This window comes from Aquibaculum sediminis, from assembly GCF_040712085.1.
GTDB lineage: Bacteria > Pseudomonadota > Alphaproteobacteria > Kiloniellales > DSM-21159 > Aquibaculum > Aquibaculum sediminis.
In genome coordinates this window covers 465,566-480,942 of sequence record NZ_JBFCVK010000001.1, presented here as the reverse complement: position 1 = coordinate 480,942, position 15,377 = coordinate 465,566, and the positions used below count along the sequence as shown (strand labels likewise).

The window sequence follows — 15,377 nt, the reverse complement described above, 5'->3', positions numbered from 1 at the left end:
CCCATGCAAGCGCGGTGTCAGGGAGCAGCAGCTGTGTGGCCCGGTTCCGCCGGTTCCGCGGGACGCTCCCGGGCGTGGCGCTCGCGCAGCAGCAGCGCTGTCAGTGCCGGCAATGCGGCCGTGCCGAAGAACATCGCGTCGGCTCCGAATGCGTCAGAAACCATTCCTGCCACCGCCGGCCCCAGGACGTTGCCCACTGCCGCCGCCAACAGGGCGGCGGTGAAGCTGAATGACGGCAGGGAGGGGAAGAGGCGCTCCGACCAGAAGGCCAGGACCGCGCTGGTCATGAGCACGAGTATGCCCTGGAGGCCGGCGGAAAGGACCACGCCCGCCCAGCTGTTCGGTGAGAGCGCCACGAGAGCCACCGACAGGGCGCCGGTCAACATGAGCAACCGCAGCAGCATCGGCAGGCCGATCGTCGCCTTGATGCTTGCGGTCAGTAGCCCGGCGAGGCCGAAGAGGCCGTAGGAGATGTAGATGAGCGCCGGCGCCGAAGCCGCGGGGATGCCCGGGACGCCGCCCGCGGTGACCACGTGGTCCGCGGCGAAGGCGATATAGATCGCCGAGGTGGCGCCGTAGACAAAACCGATGGCGAAGAGAGGAAGCGCCGCGGCCTGGGCCAGATTCCGCCAGCCGTAGGCCGGCCTCGGGCTTCGGTCCTTCTCGATGCCTCGCAGCGCCATCCAGTTGGCCAGGAGCGCGACGGCGCTTGCGGCCGCAAACAGGGTCCAGGCGTAGCGCCAGGGCAGACCCGCGAGCACCATGGCAAGCGCTGCGGCGCCGGCCAGGGCAATTCCGAGGCCGGTGCCACTGCTCACCACCGACAGCGCGACCGGCCGGTTCTCGTCTCTGACGTAGCGATGAATGGCGTCGTTGAATGGCGTCCAGGCAAGGCCCGCACTCGACGCCGCGAGGAACACTCCGGCTGCCAGCACGAAGAGGCTGGGCGCAAGAGCGACAATGCCCATTCCCATCGTGGCGGCGGCCAGGCCGGAGAGGACCGGCAATCGAGGACCGCTGCGGTTGAGTTCTGCCTGGGCGATCAGGAGGCCGATGAAGAAGCCAAGGAAGCCGAGGCTGGAGACGAGGCCAATTGCCGAGGTGGAAATGGAGAATTCCGTCCGGAACTCGGGCACGAAGAGACCGAACCCCATGCGGGCCGGTCCGAAGCCGATGGCGGTCGCCGCAAAGCCTGCCGTGGACAAACTCCAGAAGCGAGTCATGACCCCCCGTTCCCCGTTTCATCCATCAACGCCTCTGCTTACGAAGGGTTCCGCTGCTGGACTCCCGAGTTGGGCGGATGCGCTAAGGCGGTCAATGCCCCCGTCATAGCCTTTGTCATGTGAGGCGGCAGGAAAAAAAAGGCCGCTGCGAGAGCGGCCTTTTTCGGAAGTGCGGCTGATACAGCCTTTGTCTGGTGGAGCCGAGCGGGATCGAACCGCTGACCTCTACAATGCCATTGCGCCATAAGCGCAATGTTTCCAATGGCTTAGACTAGCCCGCAACAGCAGCAGCACGCACGGAAAACAAGGGGTTTCGCACATGCTGCGTGCCAGTTGCGTGCTACCACAAACACCCGCCGATTGCACCTCCCATGTCGAAGAATTGCGGCAGCTCGCGGGGGAAGTTCGGCGCATCGGGTGTGGCTATCGCTCCGACCCGGAAACCATCGCAGTGGCAAAGAGTGAGATCGCTGCGCGCCTGGTCAAGCTCGCTCGCGAGCTGGAGGTGCAGCGATGAGCGCGGCGGCCGAGCTGGCACCGCTACGCGCCGAGGTCGAAGCGGCCTTGGTCGCGGCCTTGATCGTGAAGCCGGCGCGCATTGAGGATCTGCGCGGCTGGTTCGATGCCGGGTGGCTTGAGGACGAACGTCACGTCGACCTGGTCGAAGCGCTGCAGCAGGGCGTGTCGCTGCGCGGCTTCGCGCAGACCTGCGACCTCGAGGCGCGGCGCTACTTTCGCGACCTGGCCGGCTGCGTCGTGAGCGACGATGTCCGGCACTACGGCTTGGCGCTGCATGCCCTGCGTCGGCGGCAGCTCGAGGCAATGGCGCGCAGCTTGATGGCGGAGGCCGCGAAGCCCGCCCTGGCACCTGCTGCCGTTCGGGAGGTGCGCCATGCCGCATGACTATCTCGACGGGGTGATTGGCCTGGACGTGGCCGAGGTCGTGGACTGGCGCAAGCCGCTGATCAGGGGATCCAAAGACCAGGTCCTGTCGGTCTATGCGAATGTGATCCTGCCCCTGCGCTACGACCCGGCCTGGGCGGGCGTGATCGGCTTCGACCGAATGCGCAACGCCGTGATGGCGCTCAAGCCGCTGCCGTGTGCCGAGCTGATGCGGGCGCCGGAGGGGGACGATTACCCCCGGCTCTGGACCCATGCCGACGATCTTCTGGCCCGCGAGTGGCTGGAGATGACCGACTTCCGCCGGGTCTCCATGGAGATCGTGTCGAACGCGGTCGGCGCCGTGGCGCGGGAGAATGCCTACCACCCGGTGCTGCGCTACCTCGACGGTCTGCGCCATGACGGGGTGCCGCGCATCGAAGGCGGCAGCACGCCGGGCGGCGATACCGTCGAGAGCTGGTTGAGCCGCTATTTGGGGGTTGAGGAGAACCGCTACACCCGGGCAGTGGGCAAGGTGCTGCTGCTGTCCATGATCGCCCGCGTCCGCAAGCCGGGGTGCAAGGTCGACACCGTGCCGATCCTGGAAGGCCGGCAGGGTGCGGGCAAGTCGACGGCCTGCCGGATCATCGGCGGCGCCTGGTTTTCCGATGCCCTGCCGGATATTCGCAGCAAGGATGCCGAAGGGCACCTGGCGGGCAAATGGCTGGTCGAACTGACCGAGCTCGAGGCCCTGGGCAAGGCCGATGCGGCCGTTCTCAAGAGCTTCCTGACCCGGCAGGTGGGGCGCTTCCGGCCGGCCTATGAGCGGCGGGAAGTGGAGCAGCCACGGCAGACCATCTTCCTGGGAACCACGAATGAGGGGGCATATCTCAAGGATGCCACCGGCGGCCGTCGCTTCCTGCCGGTGCGGGTGGGCGAGATAGACCTGCTGGCCCTCGAGGATGATCGCGACCAGCTCCTGGCCGAGGCCGATGCGCTCTACCAGGCCGGTCACGCCTGGCACATGATCGACCCGGAGACGCTGCGCATGGCGGCGGAGGAGCAGGCCGAGCGCTACGAGAGCGACCCCTGGCACGAGGCGGTGGCCCGCTATCTGCGCACCCGCGACCAGGTCACGGTCGGGGAGGTCATGCAAGAGGCCCTGGAGATCGAGACCCCGCGCCTCGACCGCCGCGGCCAGAACCGGGTGCGCGCAATTCTGCTCACATTGGGATGGCGGCAGATGCCCAAGGGCACCGCAGGTATTCGACCCTGGCGGGCAGCGTGTTGAGTGGCGGAGTGGCGCAGGTGGCGGACTTTCTTACGAAAGCTGAAAAGTTGCGAGTTGGGTGTATTGCCCTGGCATCTATACAACCGACCGGCAGGTTTCGGGGGTCTATAGGAAAAGTCCGCCACCTGCGCCACTCCGCCACTCTCTACAGCGCCCCCACCACCCCCCGGGGGCGGGTCCTTCCCGGCCCAAAGGTATACGGGTGGGGGCAGCGCAGAGGTTTTTTAGTTCCAGAAAATCAAGGACTTAACCCGGTCCTGTTTATGGAGGTTCTATCGTGGTGCAGGAAGAGCTGATGGTCGACGCGGGCGCAGTGACGGACTGTGCGGACCATGACGGACCGGCCGTGGTGAGCAAGTCGGAGTTCGCGGACCTGTTGGGCGTGAGCAAGGCGCGCGTGTCGCAGCTGGTTTCGGCCGGCATGCCGGTGACTGAACACGGGAAGGTTGCGGTGGCGGAGGCGCAAGCCTGGTGCGATGAGAACGTGAAGCCGAGCGGCCGGCGCCGCCCACAGGCCGAGGCCGCCGGTGCCCCGCCGTCGAAGCTGCGCACGATCCGCGAAGAGGCCGAGGCCGAGCGGCTGCGCGGCCTGCGCATGGAGAACGAGCGCCGCGCCGGGAACCTGGTCGACCGCCAGGCGGTGGAGGCGGCGGTCTTCGCGCGGGCGCGCCTCGAGCGGGACGCCCACCTGGCATGGGTGGTGCGCGCGGCGCCGCTGATCGCGGCCGAGCTGGGCGTCGACCAGGCCCGGCTCCTGGCGCTCCTCGACGCGCAGCTGCGGGAGCACCTCGAGCAGCTTTCCGAAACCCCCCTGGAGGTCCTGCAGGATGCACACGGACGCCACGAGCTGGGCTGATGCCATCTGGCGCCGCGCCCTGCGGCCCGACGCTGCCATGGCCGTGTCGGCCTGGGCGGACCGGCACCGCATGCTGTCGCAGCGCGCGTCGGCGGAGCCGGGCCGCTGGTCGACCGAACGCACGCCCTATCTGCGCGAGATCATGGATGCCCTGTCGGCCGCCTCGCCGCTGGAAAGGGTGGTCTTCATGAAGGGCGCGCAGCTGGGGGGCACGGAAGCCGGCAACAACTGGCTGGGCTACATCATTCACCAGGCGCCGGGGCCGACCATGGCCGTGGCGCCCACCGTGGAGATGGCCAAGCGCGCGAGCCGGCAGCGCATCGAACCCCTGATCGAGGAAAGCCCGGCGCTGCGGGCGCTGGTTCAGCCGGCCAGGGCAAGGGACTCGGGCAACACGCTGCTGAGCAAGGATTTCCCGGGCGGGGTGCTGGTGATGACCGGCGCGAACTCGGCCGTGGGCCTGCGCTCCATGCCGGCGCGCTACCTCTTCCTCGACGAAGTGGACGCCTATCCGCCCGACGCGGACGGGGAAGGGGATCCCGTCAATCTCGCCATCAAGCGCACCTCGACCTTCGCGCGGCGCAAGATCCTGATGGTCTCGACCCCCACCACGGCCGGCCTGTCGCGCATCGAAGGCGCCTGGGACGAAAGCGACCAGCGGCGCTACCACGTGCCCTGCCCGGACTGCGGCGCCTTCCAGGTGCTGCGCTGGGCGAACATCAAGTGGAAGGAAATCGAGCTGCCGGCCGACCAGGCGCACTACGCCTGCGAGGCCTGCGGCAGTCTCTGGCCGGAGGCGCGCAAGGCCTGGCTGCTGCCGCGCGGTGAGTGGCGCGCCACGGCGGAGGGCGACGGCAAGACCGCCGGCTTTCACCTCTCCGCCCTCTACAGCCCCTGGTTTACCTGGGGCGAGGCGGCGCGGGAGTTCGAGGCCGCCGGCCGCAACCCGCACAAGCTCAAGGTCTGGACGAATACCGTCCTGGGCGAGACCTTTGCCGAGGCCTCCGAGGCCCCGGACTGGCGCCGCCTTTTCGACCGGCGGGAAGACTACCCCCTGGGTAAGGTGCCCGCCGGCGGCCTCTATCTCACCGCCGGCGCCGACGTGCAGAAAGACCGCATCGAGGTCCAGGTGATCGCCTGGGGCCGCGGGCGGGAGAACTGGTCGATCGACTATCAGTTCCTCTACGGCGACCCGCACCAGGCGAAGGTCTGGCAGCAGCTCGACGAGCTGCTGCAGCGCAAGTACGAGCACGCGGGCGGCGGCCTGCTGGGCATCGGCCGGCTCGCCATCGACAGCGGCGGCCACCACACGGCCGAGGTCTATAGCTGGGCGGCGCGCCATCCTGCCGACCGGGCGATGGCCGTGAAGGGCGTCGACAAGGCTTCCGTGGCCCTGGGCGTGCCGACATATGTCGAGCTGAACGCCCGTGGCCGGCGCATCAAGCGCGGCGCCCGGCTCTGGCCGGTGGGCGCGAGCATCCTGAAATCGCAGCTCTATGGCTGGTTGGGGCAGGAGATGCCCGAGGCCGCGGAGCCCACCCTGTTCGACCAGGCCGCGGCGGCGATGCCGGAGGGCTGGTGCCATCACCCCAAGGCCTACAGCGAAGAATTTTTCAAGCAGATGACCGCCGAGCGCCTGGTGCGGCGCCAGAAGCGTAACGGCTTCACCTCCCTGGAATGGGAGCTGTCGCGCGAGCGCAATGAGGCACTGGACACGATGGTCTACGCCATGGCGGCGGCTCTGGCGGCCGGCCTCGACCGCTGGTCCGAGGCCGACTGGGCGGCGGCCGAGGCGGCCGTGGGCGTGAAGCCGGCCGCCGCGCCGCAAAAGCCGGCCGCACCTGAAACGGCGCCCGCACGGCCGGCCTCGACCGCCCCGGCCGTGGTGCCCTCGCGATGGCTCCGAAAATAATCTATGAAAGGGAATGCAGGAACTCTTGCCAACGTCGCAAGGCTATGGCATCACGATAGATGTAAAAGGATTCATCAATGCCGCGTGCTTCGGATATTGCAGCTCACTTCGCCACCTGGTTTGGCACAGACCTGGACCAGGTGCGCCTGACACAGCGCCGCCTGCGGGAGCAGGGTCTCTTCGTGCGAGAGGTCAAGGGGCCGAAGTCGCCGCGAGCGAACGCGCGGCACTGCGCGAACCTGGTTGCGGCTCTAATGGCGGATGGTCCGGCTTCGAGCGCAGCGGCGGCGGTCGAGACCATGCGCCGCACGAAGCTTACCGCGCCCACCATCGATGCTTTGCGCGAGAAGGGCGTGCCGGATGACGTGCGCATTCTGAAGCGACATCACAGCTTTGTGGATGCGCTGGACTGGTTCATTCGGGCGGCCGTCCTACTGAAATTCGAGTTCGAAGAGATCTTTGGCGACACCGAATTTTGGGTGGAGCGCGGGGTCTACCGCTGCGGCATCGAACTCGACATTCGCGGCCACGAATGGATTCCGCAGGCTGCCCTTCGCGACGACGGTAGCGGCGTGCAGTACTTCTACGAAGACCATGCTGAGCAGGCGCTTATGGTTCGCCGCACCGCCCTTCCGGCAATGGCCATCGGGAACATCGGCCGCATGCTGGCCGGGGATCCGCAGGCCCTGGAAGCCCTGAAGGCTCCGGCAACCTATGACGTGGTGGCCGAGGCCCTGGCCGAGGGCCTGCGGCCGGACAAGGGGGATCCCGATGCTTGACCGCTTCCGCCACCGCCTGGCCCGCGCCATTTCCCGCCGCAGCTTCGAGGCCGCGGCCGGCGGGCGGCGCTGGGAAGGGGCGGGCGCGACCTGGAATCAGGGCAACGCCATCCTGGCCGGCGCCCGGCGGGTGGCCGCCCGCGCCAGCCACCAGGCGGCGAACAACCCCTACGCGGCATCGGCGCTGCGCAGCCTGGTCGCGAACATCGTCGGCGCCGGCATCGTGCCGCAGGCGGCGCACCCCGACGAAGGGCAGCGCCGGCGCCTGAACGAGCGCTTTGCGCTCTGGACCGACGCGGCCGACCTGGCCGAGCGAACGGACTTCTACGGCCTCCAGGCGCAGGCGGTGCGCTGCATGCTGGAAGAGGGCGAAGCCTTCATTCTGATGCGCCCGCAGCCAGGCGGACTGCGCCTGCAGCTGATCCACCCGGACCAGGTGCCGACAGATTTGCACCAGGACCTGGCCGGGGGTGGTCGCATTCGCGGCGGTATCGAGTTCGACTCCGCCGGCCGTCGGCGCGCCTATCACGTCTATGAGCAGCGCCCCGGCGAAGGCCTGGGCAGCACCGCGACCCGCCGCATTCCCGCAGCCGACGTGATCCACCTTTTCGAGCCGGTGACGCCCGGGCAGGTGCGGGGCGTGTCGCGCCTGGCGCCGGTGCTGCTGCGGCTGCACGAGCTCGACGCCTATGAGGACGCCGAGGCGATGCGCCACAAGGTCCAGGCGCTCTTCGCGGGCTTCATCCGCGACACAGACGGCAGCGCAGCGGGTTTCGCAGACGGGCAGGGGGCGTTGAAATCCATCGTCGAGGCCGGCCTGCAGCCGGGCACCCTCTACAGCCTGCCGCCCGGCGCCGACGTGAGCTTTTCCAATCCCGGCGGCGACAGCGGCGCCTACGCTTCCTTCGTGAAGGGGCAGCTGCGCGCCATCGCGGCCGGCCTGGGCACGACCTATGAGCAGCTGACCGGCGACCTCGAGGGCGTCAACTACAGTTCCATTCGCGCCGGCCTGGTCGAGTTCCGCCGGCAGGTGGAGCAGCTGCAATGGTCCGTGATCATCCCGCAGCTCTGCCAGCCGGTCTGGGACCGCTGGCTGCGCCTGGCGATCCTGGCCGGGGAGCTCCAGGCGCCGGACTTCGAGGACTTCCCGGAGCGCTACCGCGCCGGCTGGGTGACGCCGGGCGTCGACTGGATCGATCCCTTAAAGGATATCCAGGCCGAGGTGCAGGCGATCGGCGCCGGCCTCAAGAGCCGCCGCGAGGCCGTGGCCGGCCGCGGCCTGAACGTCGAGGCCCTGGACGCCGAGATTGCCGCCGACCGGGCGCGGGCCGAGGCCCTGGGGCTGAACTTCGAGGGCGGCAGCACTGAGAGGAGCGAGGGCAATGCCCGAGACGCTTGAGATCCACCACCGCCGGGCGCCCCTGGCGCCGGAAAGCCTGGACCGGCAGCGGCGCACCGTGGAGGTGACTTTCTCCACCGGCGCGGCCGTGACCCGCCGGGACTTTCAGGGGCCGTTCCAGGAGCGCCTGTCGCTGGCGCCGGAAGCCGTCGACCTGAGCCGCTTCGTGGGTGGCCCGGTGCTGGACAGCCACCGCCAGGACAGCCTGGACCGCGTCCTGGGCGTGGTCGACCTGGCGCACGTTGACGGCCGACGCGGCCAGGCCACCGTGCGCTTTTCCGAGCGCCCGGCGGCCGAAGCCCTGATGCGCGATATCGAGGCGGGAATCGTCCGCGGCGTGTCCATCGGCTACGCCGTGGAGCGCTGGGACGATGCGGAAGACCCGGCCACCGGCACCCGGACGCGGACGGCGACCCGCTGGGCACCGATCGAACTCTCCTTCGTCGCCATGCCGGCGGACGCCGGCGCAACCGTTCGAACCATGGAGGGCGCTATGCCTGAAGACGTTACCACCACCGCCCCGGCGGCGCCGCAGGCGCCCCCGGCGGCCGTTCCGCCGCAGCCGGAGAACACCCGGGTGGCGGTCAACACCGAAATCCGTTCCATCGCCCGCGTGGCCGGCCTGGAGGCGGACTTTGCCGACGGCCTGATTGACCGCGGGGCGAGCCTCGAGGAAGCCCGGGCGGCGGCCTTCGAGGCCCTGGCCGAGCGTGCGGCGCAGACCCGCGTCGACAGCACGCAGCCGCGCGTCGAGATCGGCCGCAGCTTCGATGACCCGGAGACCCGGGCGGCCTGGATGGGCGAGGCGCTTTACGCCCGCAACGATCCGGGACACCAGCTCTCCGAGCCGGCGCGCCGCTATGCCGCTATGCCGGCGCCGGAGATGGCGCGGGAGACCCTGCGGCTGCGGGGGCTTTCGACCACGGGTCTGTCGCAGGCGGCGCTGATCAGCCGCGCCCTGGACGGTGCCGGCATGCACGGAAACTCCGACTTCGCCTTGATCGTGGGCGACAGCGTGAACCGCACCTTGCGGGCGGCCTATGAGGCGGCGCCGGCGGGTGTGCGCCAGATGGGCCGGCGCACCAGCGCCCGCGACTTCCGCGCCAAGCACCGCATCCAGCTGGGCGAGGCGCCGAGCCTGGAGAAGGTGAACGAGCACGGGGAGTTCAAGTCCGGCAGCATGGCCGAGGCGGCGGAATCCTACCGCATCGACACCTTCGGGCGGGTCTTCGGCATCACCCGCCAGGCCCTGGTGAATGACGACCTGGGCGCCTTCTCCGACCTGGCGCGGCGCCTGGGCATCGCGGCGGCCGAGTTCGAAGCGCAGTTCCTGGTCGATCTCCTGGAGGTCAATGCCGGCCTGGGGCCGACCATGGAGGACGGCAAGAGCCTCTTCCACGCCGATCACGGGAACCTGCACGACGACGGCACGAACGGCGCCAGCACCTGGCCCGACGCGGCCTACCTTTCCGCGGCGCGCCTGGCGATGCGCAAGCAGACCGGGCTTTCCGGCAAGCGCATTTCCGTGGTGCCGCGAAACTTCCTGGTGCCGGCGGACCTGGAGACCGAGGCTGAAAAGCTCCTGACCGCCGTCCAGGCGGCCCGGACCGCCGACGTCAATCCCTTCGCCGGCCTGAACCTGGTGGTGGAGCCGCGCCTGTCCAATGCATCCGGCTTCTACCTCCAGGCGGAGAACGTCGACGGCCTGGAGTATGCCTATCTCGAGGGCGCCGAGGGGCCGCAGATCGAAAGCCGCAGCGGCTTCGAGGTCGACGGCGTGCAGATCCGCGTCCGCCTGGACTTCGGGTCCGGCTTCGTCGACTGGCGCGGCTGGTACCACCACACCGGCAGCCAGGAATAAGGCCGTGGCCGCCACCCTGGCCGACCTCGAGGCGCAGCGCGAGAAGCTGCGCCAGGCGCTCTACAGCGGCACCCTGTCGCTGCAGGACGCCTCCGGCCGGCGGATCACCTACCGCTCCATCGCGGACCTGCAGCGGGCGCTGGCCGCCCTGGAGGCGCAAATGCAGCGCCTCCAGGGGACCGGCCCCGTGCGCCAGGTGCGCATTCACTCCAGCAAGGGGTTCGAACAATGAAGAATTACATTCAGCCGGGGAAGGTCATCACCCTGACCGCCCCGAAGGCCCTGACCAGCGGCGACGGCTTCAAGGTGGGCGACCTCTTCGCGGTGGCTGCGGCCGATGCCGAGAACGGCGCCGAGGTCGAGGGCGCCACGGTGGGCGTCTACGAGCTGCCCAAGGCGACCACCGACGATATCTCCCTTGGCGCGAAGCTCTATTGGGATGACGCCGAGGGCGAAGTGACCACCGACGATGCCGAGGGCGCGAACATGGCCGTGGGCGTGGCGATCGAGGCCGCGGGCAATCCTTCGAGCCTGGTGCGCGTGCGCCTCAACGGCAGCTTCTGACCGGGGGGATGCAGCAATGGTGGCGCGGCCCTGCCACAAGTCTCCGGGGTGCCCCCCGGCTCCGGCGCGTGTCGCCATGCACCGCCGGGTTGTCTCCCCACCCCGGAGGCCGGCCGCAGTTCAATTCACGGGATCGGGGGCGCACCCACTCGCGGCGCGCGGTCCGTCGTTCAAGCCCCTCCGCCGCGCCCCCGAGGGCGCCCGCACCGCCCTCTCGGCGGGCGCTCGAGAGATCGGCGGAAGGGCCGACCGCATTTTCCTGTTGACCCCCACAGATTGGGAGGGGAGTCTGATGACGGCGCTGAAAACGCCCTGTAACCTTGGCGGAGGCCGCCCCCGAAAGCTGGCGGTTTTCCTATGCCCGGATTTCACCGGGCGCGGCTTCATGCCGGGAGTCCGTCGGATAGAACACCCTTCGGGGAAAGAAGACGGGCGCGTCCAAGGTCGCGTTTTCAGCTCCCGGCGCCAGCGCCGCCCGCTGGTACGGTCTGAAAAGCCGAACCTTGGAGCACGACACCATGACTTTTCGCAGCAATCTTCCGAGCTGCCCGGCGGCCATCGCCGGGCGCGAGCTGGCGCACACCCTGACCCGACTGACCCGCTTCGACGAGGCGCGCGACCCGGCCCATGGGGCAACCGAGCGCCTGCTTTGGAGCCGTGTCGAAACCCTGGAACGCCAGGTGGCCGAGAGCCCGGCGCAGTCGGCCGAGGGTGCGGTCTATCAGGCGCTTGTGATCGCCGGGTGCCTCGACCGCTTCGCGGAGGTCTTCGACGCCGACGCCGACCCGGACCGGGCCGAGGCCATGCGCCGGCAGGAGCTCTGTGTCTACTCCCTGCTGCGCTTCCTTCACGCCGAGGCGGGAGCGCACACGCCGGAGAGTGTGGCTGGCTGGTACCTCTGCGCCGGCCGCGACCCCTTCGGGGCGCTGCCCCTCGAGGGCGAGGGCGAAGCGTAGGCCCATGCCTGCGCATTCATTGCGGGGGCAGCGCATGAGCAACGTGCATGCGCTGCCGACCCTGCTGAGCGAACGCCAGGCGGCCGAGGCCCTGGGCGTGAGCATCGACACCGTGCGCCGGGCGCGCCAGCGCGGCGAAATCCGCGCCAGCTTCATCGGCCGGCGCTGGAAGTACCGGGCGGAGTGGATCGAAGACTTTATCGACAGGAGGGCTTTGCAGTGGCAGGGCGAGGGGGAAACCGCTTTCAGATCGGCGCCTACTGGCTGTCCCGCCGCGCCGGCTCCGCCGCCTGGTACCGCACCTGGTTCGATCCGCAGACCCGCCAGACCCGCCGAGCCACCCTTGGCACAGACGATTTCGAGGCCGCCAAGCTCGCCCTCGCCACCTGGGTCTCGGCCTATGGGGAGCTGCGCGACGCCCCGGCGCAGGAGGTAAGCGTGCGCACCGTCCTGCGGCGCTGGTACGAGCAGCACGGCAAGCAGCTCCGGAGCGCCGAGGCCGCCTACTACGCCATCACGCAGCGCCTCGACCCCGTCTTCGGCGAGCTCTTGGTGGCCGAGGTGACGCCGGCGCGCGTGCGGGCCTTCGTGGAAGACATGCGTGCGGAAGGCTGCAGCGACAGCTACACCCGGCGCACCCTGGCCGTCCTGCAAGGCGCGATGAACCGCGCCCTGCGCGAAGGGGAGCTGCAGACCGCTCCGCATATTGCCCTGCCGGCGGAGGCCGAGGCGCGCGAGCGGGTGGCATCGGTCGAGGAAGTGGCGCGCCTGCTACGCGCGGCTGAGTCCGAGCACCTGCGGCGCTATCTCCTCCTGGCGATCGGCACCGCCGCGCGCCCTGAGGCGATCCTGCAGCTGGCCACCTTCCAGTGCGACCTCGAGGCGCGGGTGATCAAGCTCAACCCGCCGGGGCGGCGGCAGAACAAAAAGCGGCGGCCGACTCTGCCCATGGCCGGCTTTCTGGTGCCGCTGATCCGCGATGCCGAGCCGGGCCTGCTGGTAGCCTACCGCCCGCACAACGCACGGCCGGACAGTGACCCGCGGCCCATGAAGTCTATCCGCAGCCCCTTCCGGCGCCTGGTCGCGCGCGCCCAGCTCCAGGCGCGCCAGGAGGCCGCGCCACGCGTGCGGGCACTCTGGCGGAGCGGGCAGCGGGAGGCCGCGTGGAAGGCGCTGCAGCAGGCCCGAGCGGCCGCCGATGCGCTGTTGGAGATCACGCCCTACACCCTGCGCCATACCGTCGCGACCGAGCTGCGCAAGCGCGGCGTTCCGGTCTGGGAGGTAGCAGGGTTTCTCGGTCACTCTTCCGGGTATAAGACGACCGAGCGATACGCAAAAATAGGCCCGGACCACCTGGCAGAGTGTGTCCGGGCCCTAGAAGCGTACTTCGTCGACCTGAGAGGCAAGCTAGGCGGCGACCCTCTCTGGTCTGATTTTCACCCAAGTGCGTGCCAGTTGCGTGCCAGCGAGCCTTGGAAAGTGGTGGAGCCGAGCGGGATCGAACCGCTGACCTCTACAATGCCATTGTAGCGCTCTCCCAGCTGAGCTACGGCCCCATCTGAAACCCGCTGCCGGGCGGAAGAGCGTGCCCGGCGGCGGAGCGGAAACTATGAAGAGCGGGCGGTGGTTGCAAGCGAAAAATGCGCCCTGCCGGGAGGATCCTGTGCGCAGCCCGGCGCCCGTGGACGATCAACTTTCCTTGTCGGTGTCGTCGACGCTGACCTTGCCCAGATCTTCTTCGCCTTCGAGGTCGTCGGTGTCCTCGATGACGCTTTCGCTTTCGATGTCGGCAAGCTCGTCAGCTGCCTCCTCGACTTCGGGCTCCTCGGCCGCCACGGGCTCAACTTTGGCCTTCGCCTTGGCGGGGCTTGGCTTGCTGCGACGCGACCGCAGCAGCGTCTCCGGGTCGAAGGTGGCTCCGCAGCTCGGGCAGAGGATTGGCGAGCGGGAGAAGTCATAGAACTTTGCGCCACAACTCTGGCACATCCGCTTGGTGCCCCATTCAGGCTTGGCCACTGCAACCTCCTCGGATCCTGACCGTCGAATGACGAGGCGCGCATTTGCCACGGGTTCGCGATACTGTCAAACACCTTCCCCAGGCGGCGCCGGAAACCTGCCCGATGCGCTCTCTTGGGAGGTCGGCGGGCGCATGCTATCACCGCTCTCGCGGTCGCTGGCCGCCTCGATCCCTCGTCCTCAATCCAGGAGTTCTGTCGTGACGGCTGCCGATGCCCCTTCTCCTTCGGAGCACTCCCTCGCCGGTCCAGCGCTGACCGCGCTGCCCAGCGATGGGCTGACGGGCAGCCTGAAGGTCCCGGGCGACAAGTCGATCTCCCACCGCGCCCTGATGTTCGGCGCTTTGGCGGTGGGAGAGACGAAGATCGAAGGATTGCTGGAGGGCGAGGATGTCCTGCGCACTGCCGCAGCCATGCGCGCGCTCGGCGCCGAGGTGATCCACGAGGGGCCGGGACGCTGGCGGGTGTTCGGGCGCGGCATCGGCGGCTTTGGCGAGCCGGACGACGTACTGGACTTCGGCAACGCGGGAACCGGCGCGCGGCTGGCCCTGGGTGTGCTGGCCGGTCAACCAATCACCGCCTTCCTGACCGGCGATGCCTCGCTGCGCCGGCGTCCCATGGGACGGGTGATGGCGCCGCTGGAGCGCATGGGGGTGCGTTTCGTCTCGCGTGAGGGCGGGCGTCTGCCTCTGGCGGTAACGGGGCCGGAGACCCTCTTGCCCATCGAGTACCGCCTGCCGGTGCCCTCGGCCCAGGTGAAGTCCGCGGTGTTGCTGGCGGGGCTCTCGGCCCCGGGCGAAACGGTGGTGATCGAGCCCGAGCCCACGCGCGACCACAGTGAACGCCTGCTGCAGCATTTCGGCGCCAGCGTCGCGGTCACCGACCTCGAAGACGGGCGGCGCGTGGTGCTGACCGGGCAGCCGGAACTGCAGGCAGCGCCGGTGATGGTGCCGGCCGATCCCTCGTCCGCCGCCTTTCCGGCGGTCGCGGCCTTGCTGCTGCCCAGTTCGGAGCTGCGCCTGGAGGGTGTCTGCCTCAATCCCTTGCGCGATGGCGTGTTCCGCACGCTGCTGGAAATGGGTGCCGACATCACCGAGGAGAACCGCCGCGTCGAAGCCGGCGAGCCGGTCGCCGATCTGCGCATCAAAAGCAGCAGGCTGCGGGGCATCGAGGTGCCGGCCGAACGCGCGCCCTCGATGATCGACGAGTATCCCATCCTGGCCATGGCAGCGGCCTGTGCCCAGGGACGCACCGTCATGCGCGGCCTGGCAGAGCTACGGGTGAAGGAGAGCGACCGCCTCTCCGGTGTGGCCCGCGGCCTGGCCGCCTGCGGCGTAGTGGTGGAGGAGGGCGAGGACAGCCTGATCGTGGAAGGCTGTGGCGGCCGCCCGCGCGGCGGTGCCACCATCGCGGCGGAACTGGATCACCGCATCGCCATGTCCTTCCTGGTGCTGGGCCTGGCCAGCGAGCAGCCGGTGACGATCGACGATGCCGCGCCGATCGCAACCTCCTTCCCCGGTTTCCCCGAGCTGATGCGCGGTCTGGGCGCGCGCCTTTCCTGACTTAGACCGGATCGCGTTCAATCAGAACCGTAGGGGTTCAGGTTGAACGCGTGAATCCGGTCTATTCTCACAGAGTTAAA

The 15,377-nt window shown here is 69.1% G+C and carries 16 protein-coding genes and 1 tRNA gene; 14 read left to right on the top strand and 3 right to left on the bottom strand.

Features of this window, described 5'->3' with window-relative positions; translation table 11 throughout:
* Positions 1-17: 17 nt before the first annotated feature.
* A complete protein-coding gene (locus ABZ720_RS02185) occupies positions 18-1,223 on the bottom strand; it encodes an MFS transporter (RefSeq protein WP_366553334.1) in 1,206 nt (401 codons plus the stop codon).
* 319 nt (positions 1,224-1,542) lie between these two features.
* Here ABZ720_RS02185 and ABZ720_RS02180 point away from each other — a divergent pair, with 319 nt between their 5' ends.
* From ABZ720_RS02180 to ABZ720_RS02120, 13 genes are all read left to right on the top strand, one after another.
* Positions 1,543-1,740, top strand: a complete 198-nt coding sequence (locus ABZ720_RS02180) for a hypothetical protein (protein WP_366553332.1) — start codon at positions 1,543-1,545, stop codon at positions 1,738-1,740.
* A complete protein-coding gene (locus tag ABZ720_RS02175) occupies positions 1,737-2,126 on the top strand; it encodes a hypothetical protein (RefSeq protein WP_366553330.1) in 390 nt (129 codons plus the stop codon). The genes ABZ720_RS02180 and ABZ720_RS02175 overlap by 4 nt, the downstream gene beginning before the upstream one ends.
* Positions 2,116-3,393: a virulence-associated E family protein gene (locus ABZ720_RS02170; protein ID WP_366553328.1), complete on the top strand. Its 1,278-nt coding sequence runs from the start codon at positions 2,116-2,118 to the stop codon at positions 3,391-3,393. Before ABZ720_RS02175 ends, ABZ720_RS02170 begins: the two co-directional genes overlap by 11 nt.
* A gap of 277 nt (positions 3,394-3,670) precedes the next feature.
* Positions 3,671-4,249: a hypothetical protein gene (locus tag ABZ720_RS02165; protein ID WP_366553326.1), complete on the top strand. Its 579-nt coding sequence runs from the start codon at positions 3,671-3,673 to the stop codon at positions 4,247-4,249.
* Positions 4,221-6,161, top strand: coding sequence for a phage terminase large subunit family protein (locus ABZ720_RS02160; protein ID WP_366553324.1), 1,941 nt, complete (start codon positions 4,221-4,223; stop codon positions 6,159-6,161). Before ABZ720_RS02165 ends, ABZ720_RS02160 begins: the two co-directional genes overlap by 29 nt.
* 77 nt (positions 6,162-6,238) lie before the next feature.
* Positions 6,239-6,940 (top strand): hypothetical protein, encoded by a 702-nt coding sequence (locus ABZ720_RS02155; RefSeq protein WP_366553322.1) that lies wholly within the window; start codon positions 6,239-6,241, stop codon positions 6,938-6,940.
* Positions 6,933-8,339, top strand: coding sequence for a phage portal protein (locus ABZ720_RS02150; protein WP_366553320.1), 1,407 nt, complete (start codon positions 6,933-6,935; stop codon positions 8,337-8,339). The genes ABZ720_RS02155 and ABZ720_RS02150 overlap by 8 nt, the downstream gene beginning before the upstream one ends.
* On the top strand, positions 8,323-10,200 hold the full coding sequence (locus tag ABZ720_RS02145) for a prohead protease/major capsid protein fusion protein (RefSeq protein WP_366553318.1): 1,878 nt from the start codon (positions 8,323-8,325) through the stop codon (positions 10,198-10,200). The genes ABZ720_RS02150 and ABZ720_RS02145 overlap by 17 nt, the downstream gene beginning before the upstream one ends.
* Before the next feature lie 4 nt (positions 10,201-10,204).
* Positions 10,205-10,432 (top strand): phage head-tail joining protein, encoded by a 228-nt coding sequence (locus tag ABZ720_RS02140; protein WP_366553316.1) that lies wholly within the window; start codon positions 10,205-10,207, stop codon positions 10,430-10,432.
* Positions 10,429-10,764 carry a DUF2190 family protein gene (locus ABZ720_RS02135; RefSeq protein ID WP_366553314.1) on the top strand — a complete coding sequence of 112 codons (336 nt, stop codon included), beginning with the start codon at positions 10,429-10,431 and terminating at the stop codon, positions 10,762-10,764. Before ABZ720_RS02140 ends, ABZ720_RS02135 begins: the two co-directional genes overlap by 4 nt.
* A 518-nt stretch (positions 10,765-11,282) precedes the next feature.
* Positions 11,283-11,720, top strand: a complete 438-nt coding sequence (locus ABZ720_RS02130; protein ID WP_366553312.1) for a hypothetical protein — start codon at positions 11,283-11,285, stop codon at positions 11,718-11,720.
* Between the two features lie 4 nt (positions 11,721-11,724).
* Positions 11,725-12,156, top strand: a complete 432-nt coding sequence (locus ABZ720_RS02125; RefSeq protein ID WP_366553310.1) for a helix-turn-helix domain-containing protein — start codon at positions 11,725-11,727, stop codon at positions 12,154-12,156.
* A 161-nt stretch (positions 12,157-12,317) separates the two neighbouring features.
* Complete coding sequence (locus tag ABZ720_RS02120; protein ID WP_366553537.1) at positions 12,318-13,250, top strand: tyrosine-type recombinase/integrase; 933 nt, start codon at positions 12,318-12,320, stop codon at positions 13,248-13,250.
* Here the strand turns inward: ABZ720_RS02120 and ABZ720_RS02115 are convergent.
* A tRNA-Ala gene (locus ABZ720_RS02115) sits at positions 13,201-13,276 on the bottom strand. The genes ABZ720_RS02120 and ABZ720_RS02115 overlap by 50 nt on opposite strands.
* A 133-nt stretch (positions 13,277-13,409) precedes the next feature.
* Positions 13,410-13,736 carry a TIGR02300 family protein gene (locus tag ABZ720_RS02110; protein WP_366553308.1) on the bottom strand — a complete coding sequence of 109 codons (327 nt, stop codon included), beginning with the start codon at positions 13,734-13,736 and terminating at the stop codon, positions 13,410-13,412.
* A gap of 199 nt (positions 13,737-13,935) precedes the next feature.
* Here ABZ720_RS02110 and aroA point away from each other — a divergent pair, with 199 nt between their 5' ends.
* Positions 13,936-15,297 carry a 3-phosphoshikimate 1-carboxyvinyltransferase gene (gene aroA / locus ABZ720_RS02105; protein ID WP_438264065.1) on the top strand — a complete coding sequence of 454 codons (1,362 nt, stop codon included), beginning with the start codon at positions 13,936-13,938 and terminating at the stop codon, positions 15,295-15,297.
* Positions 15,298-15,377: the final 80 nt, after the last annotated feature.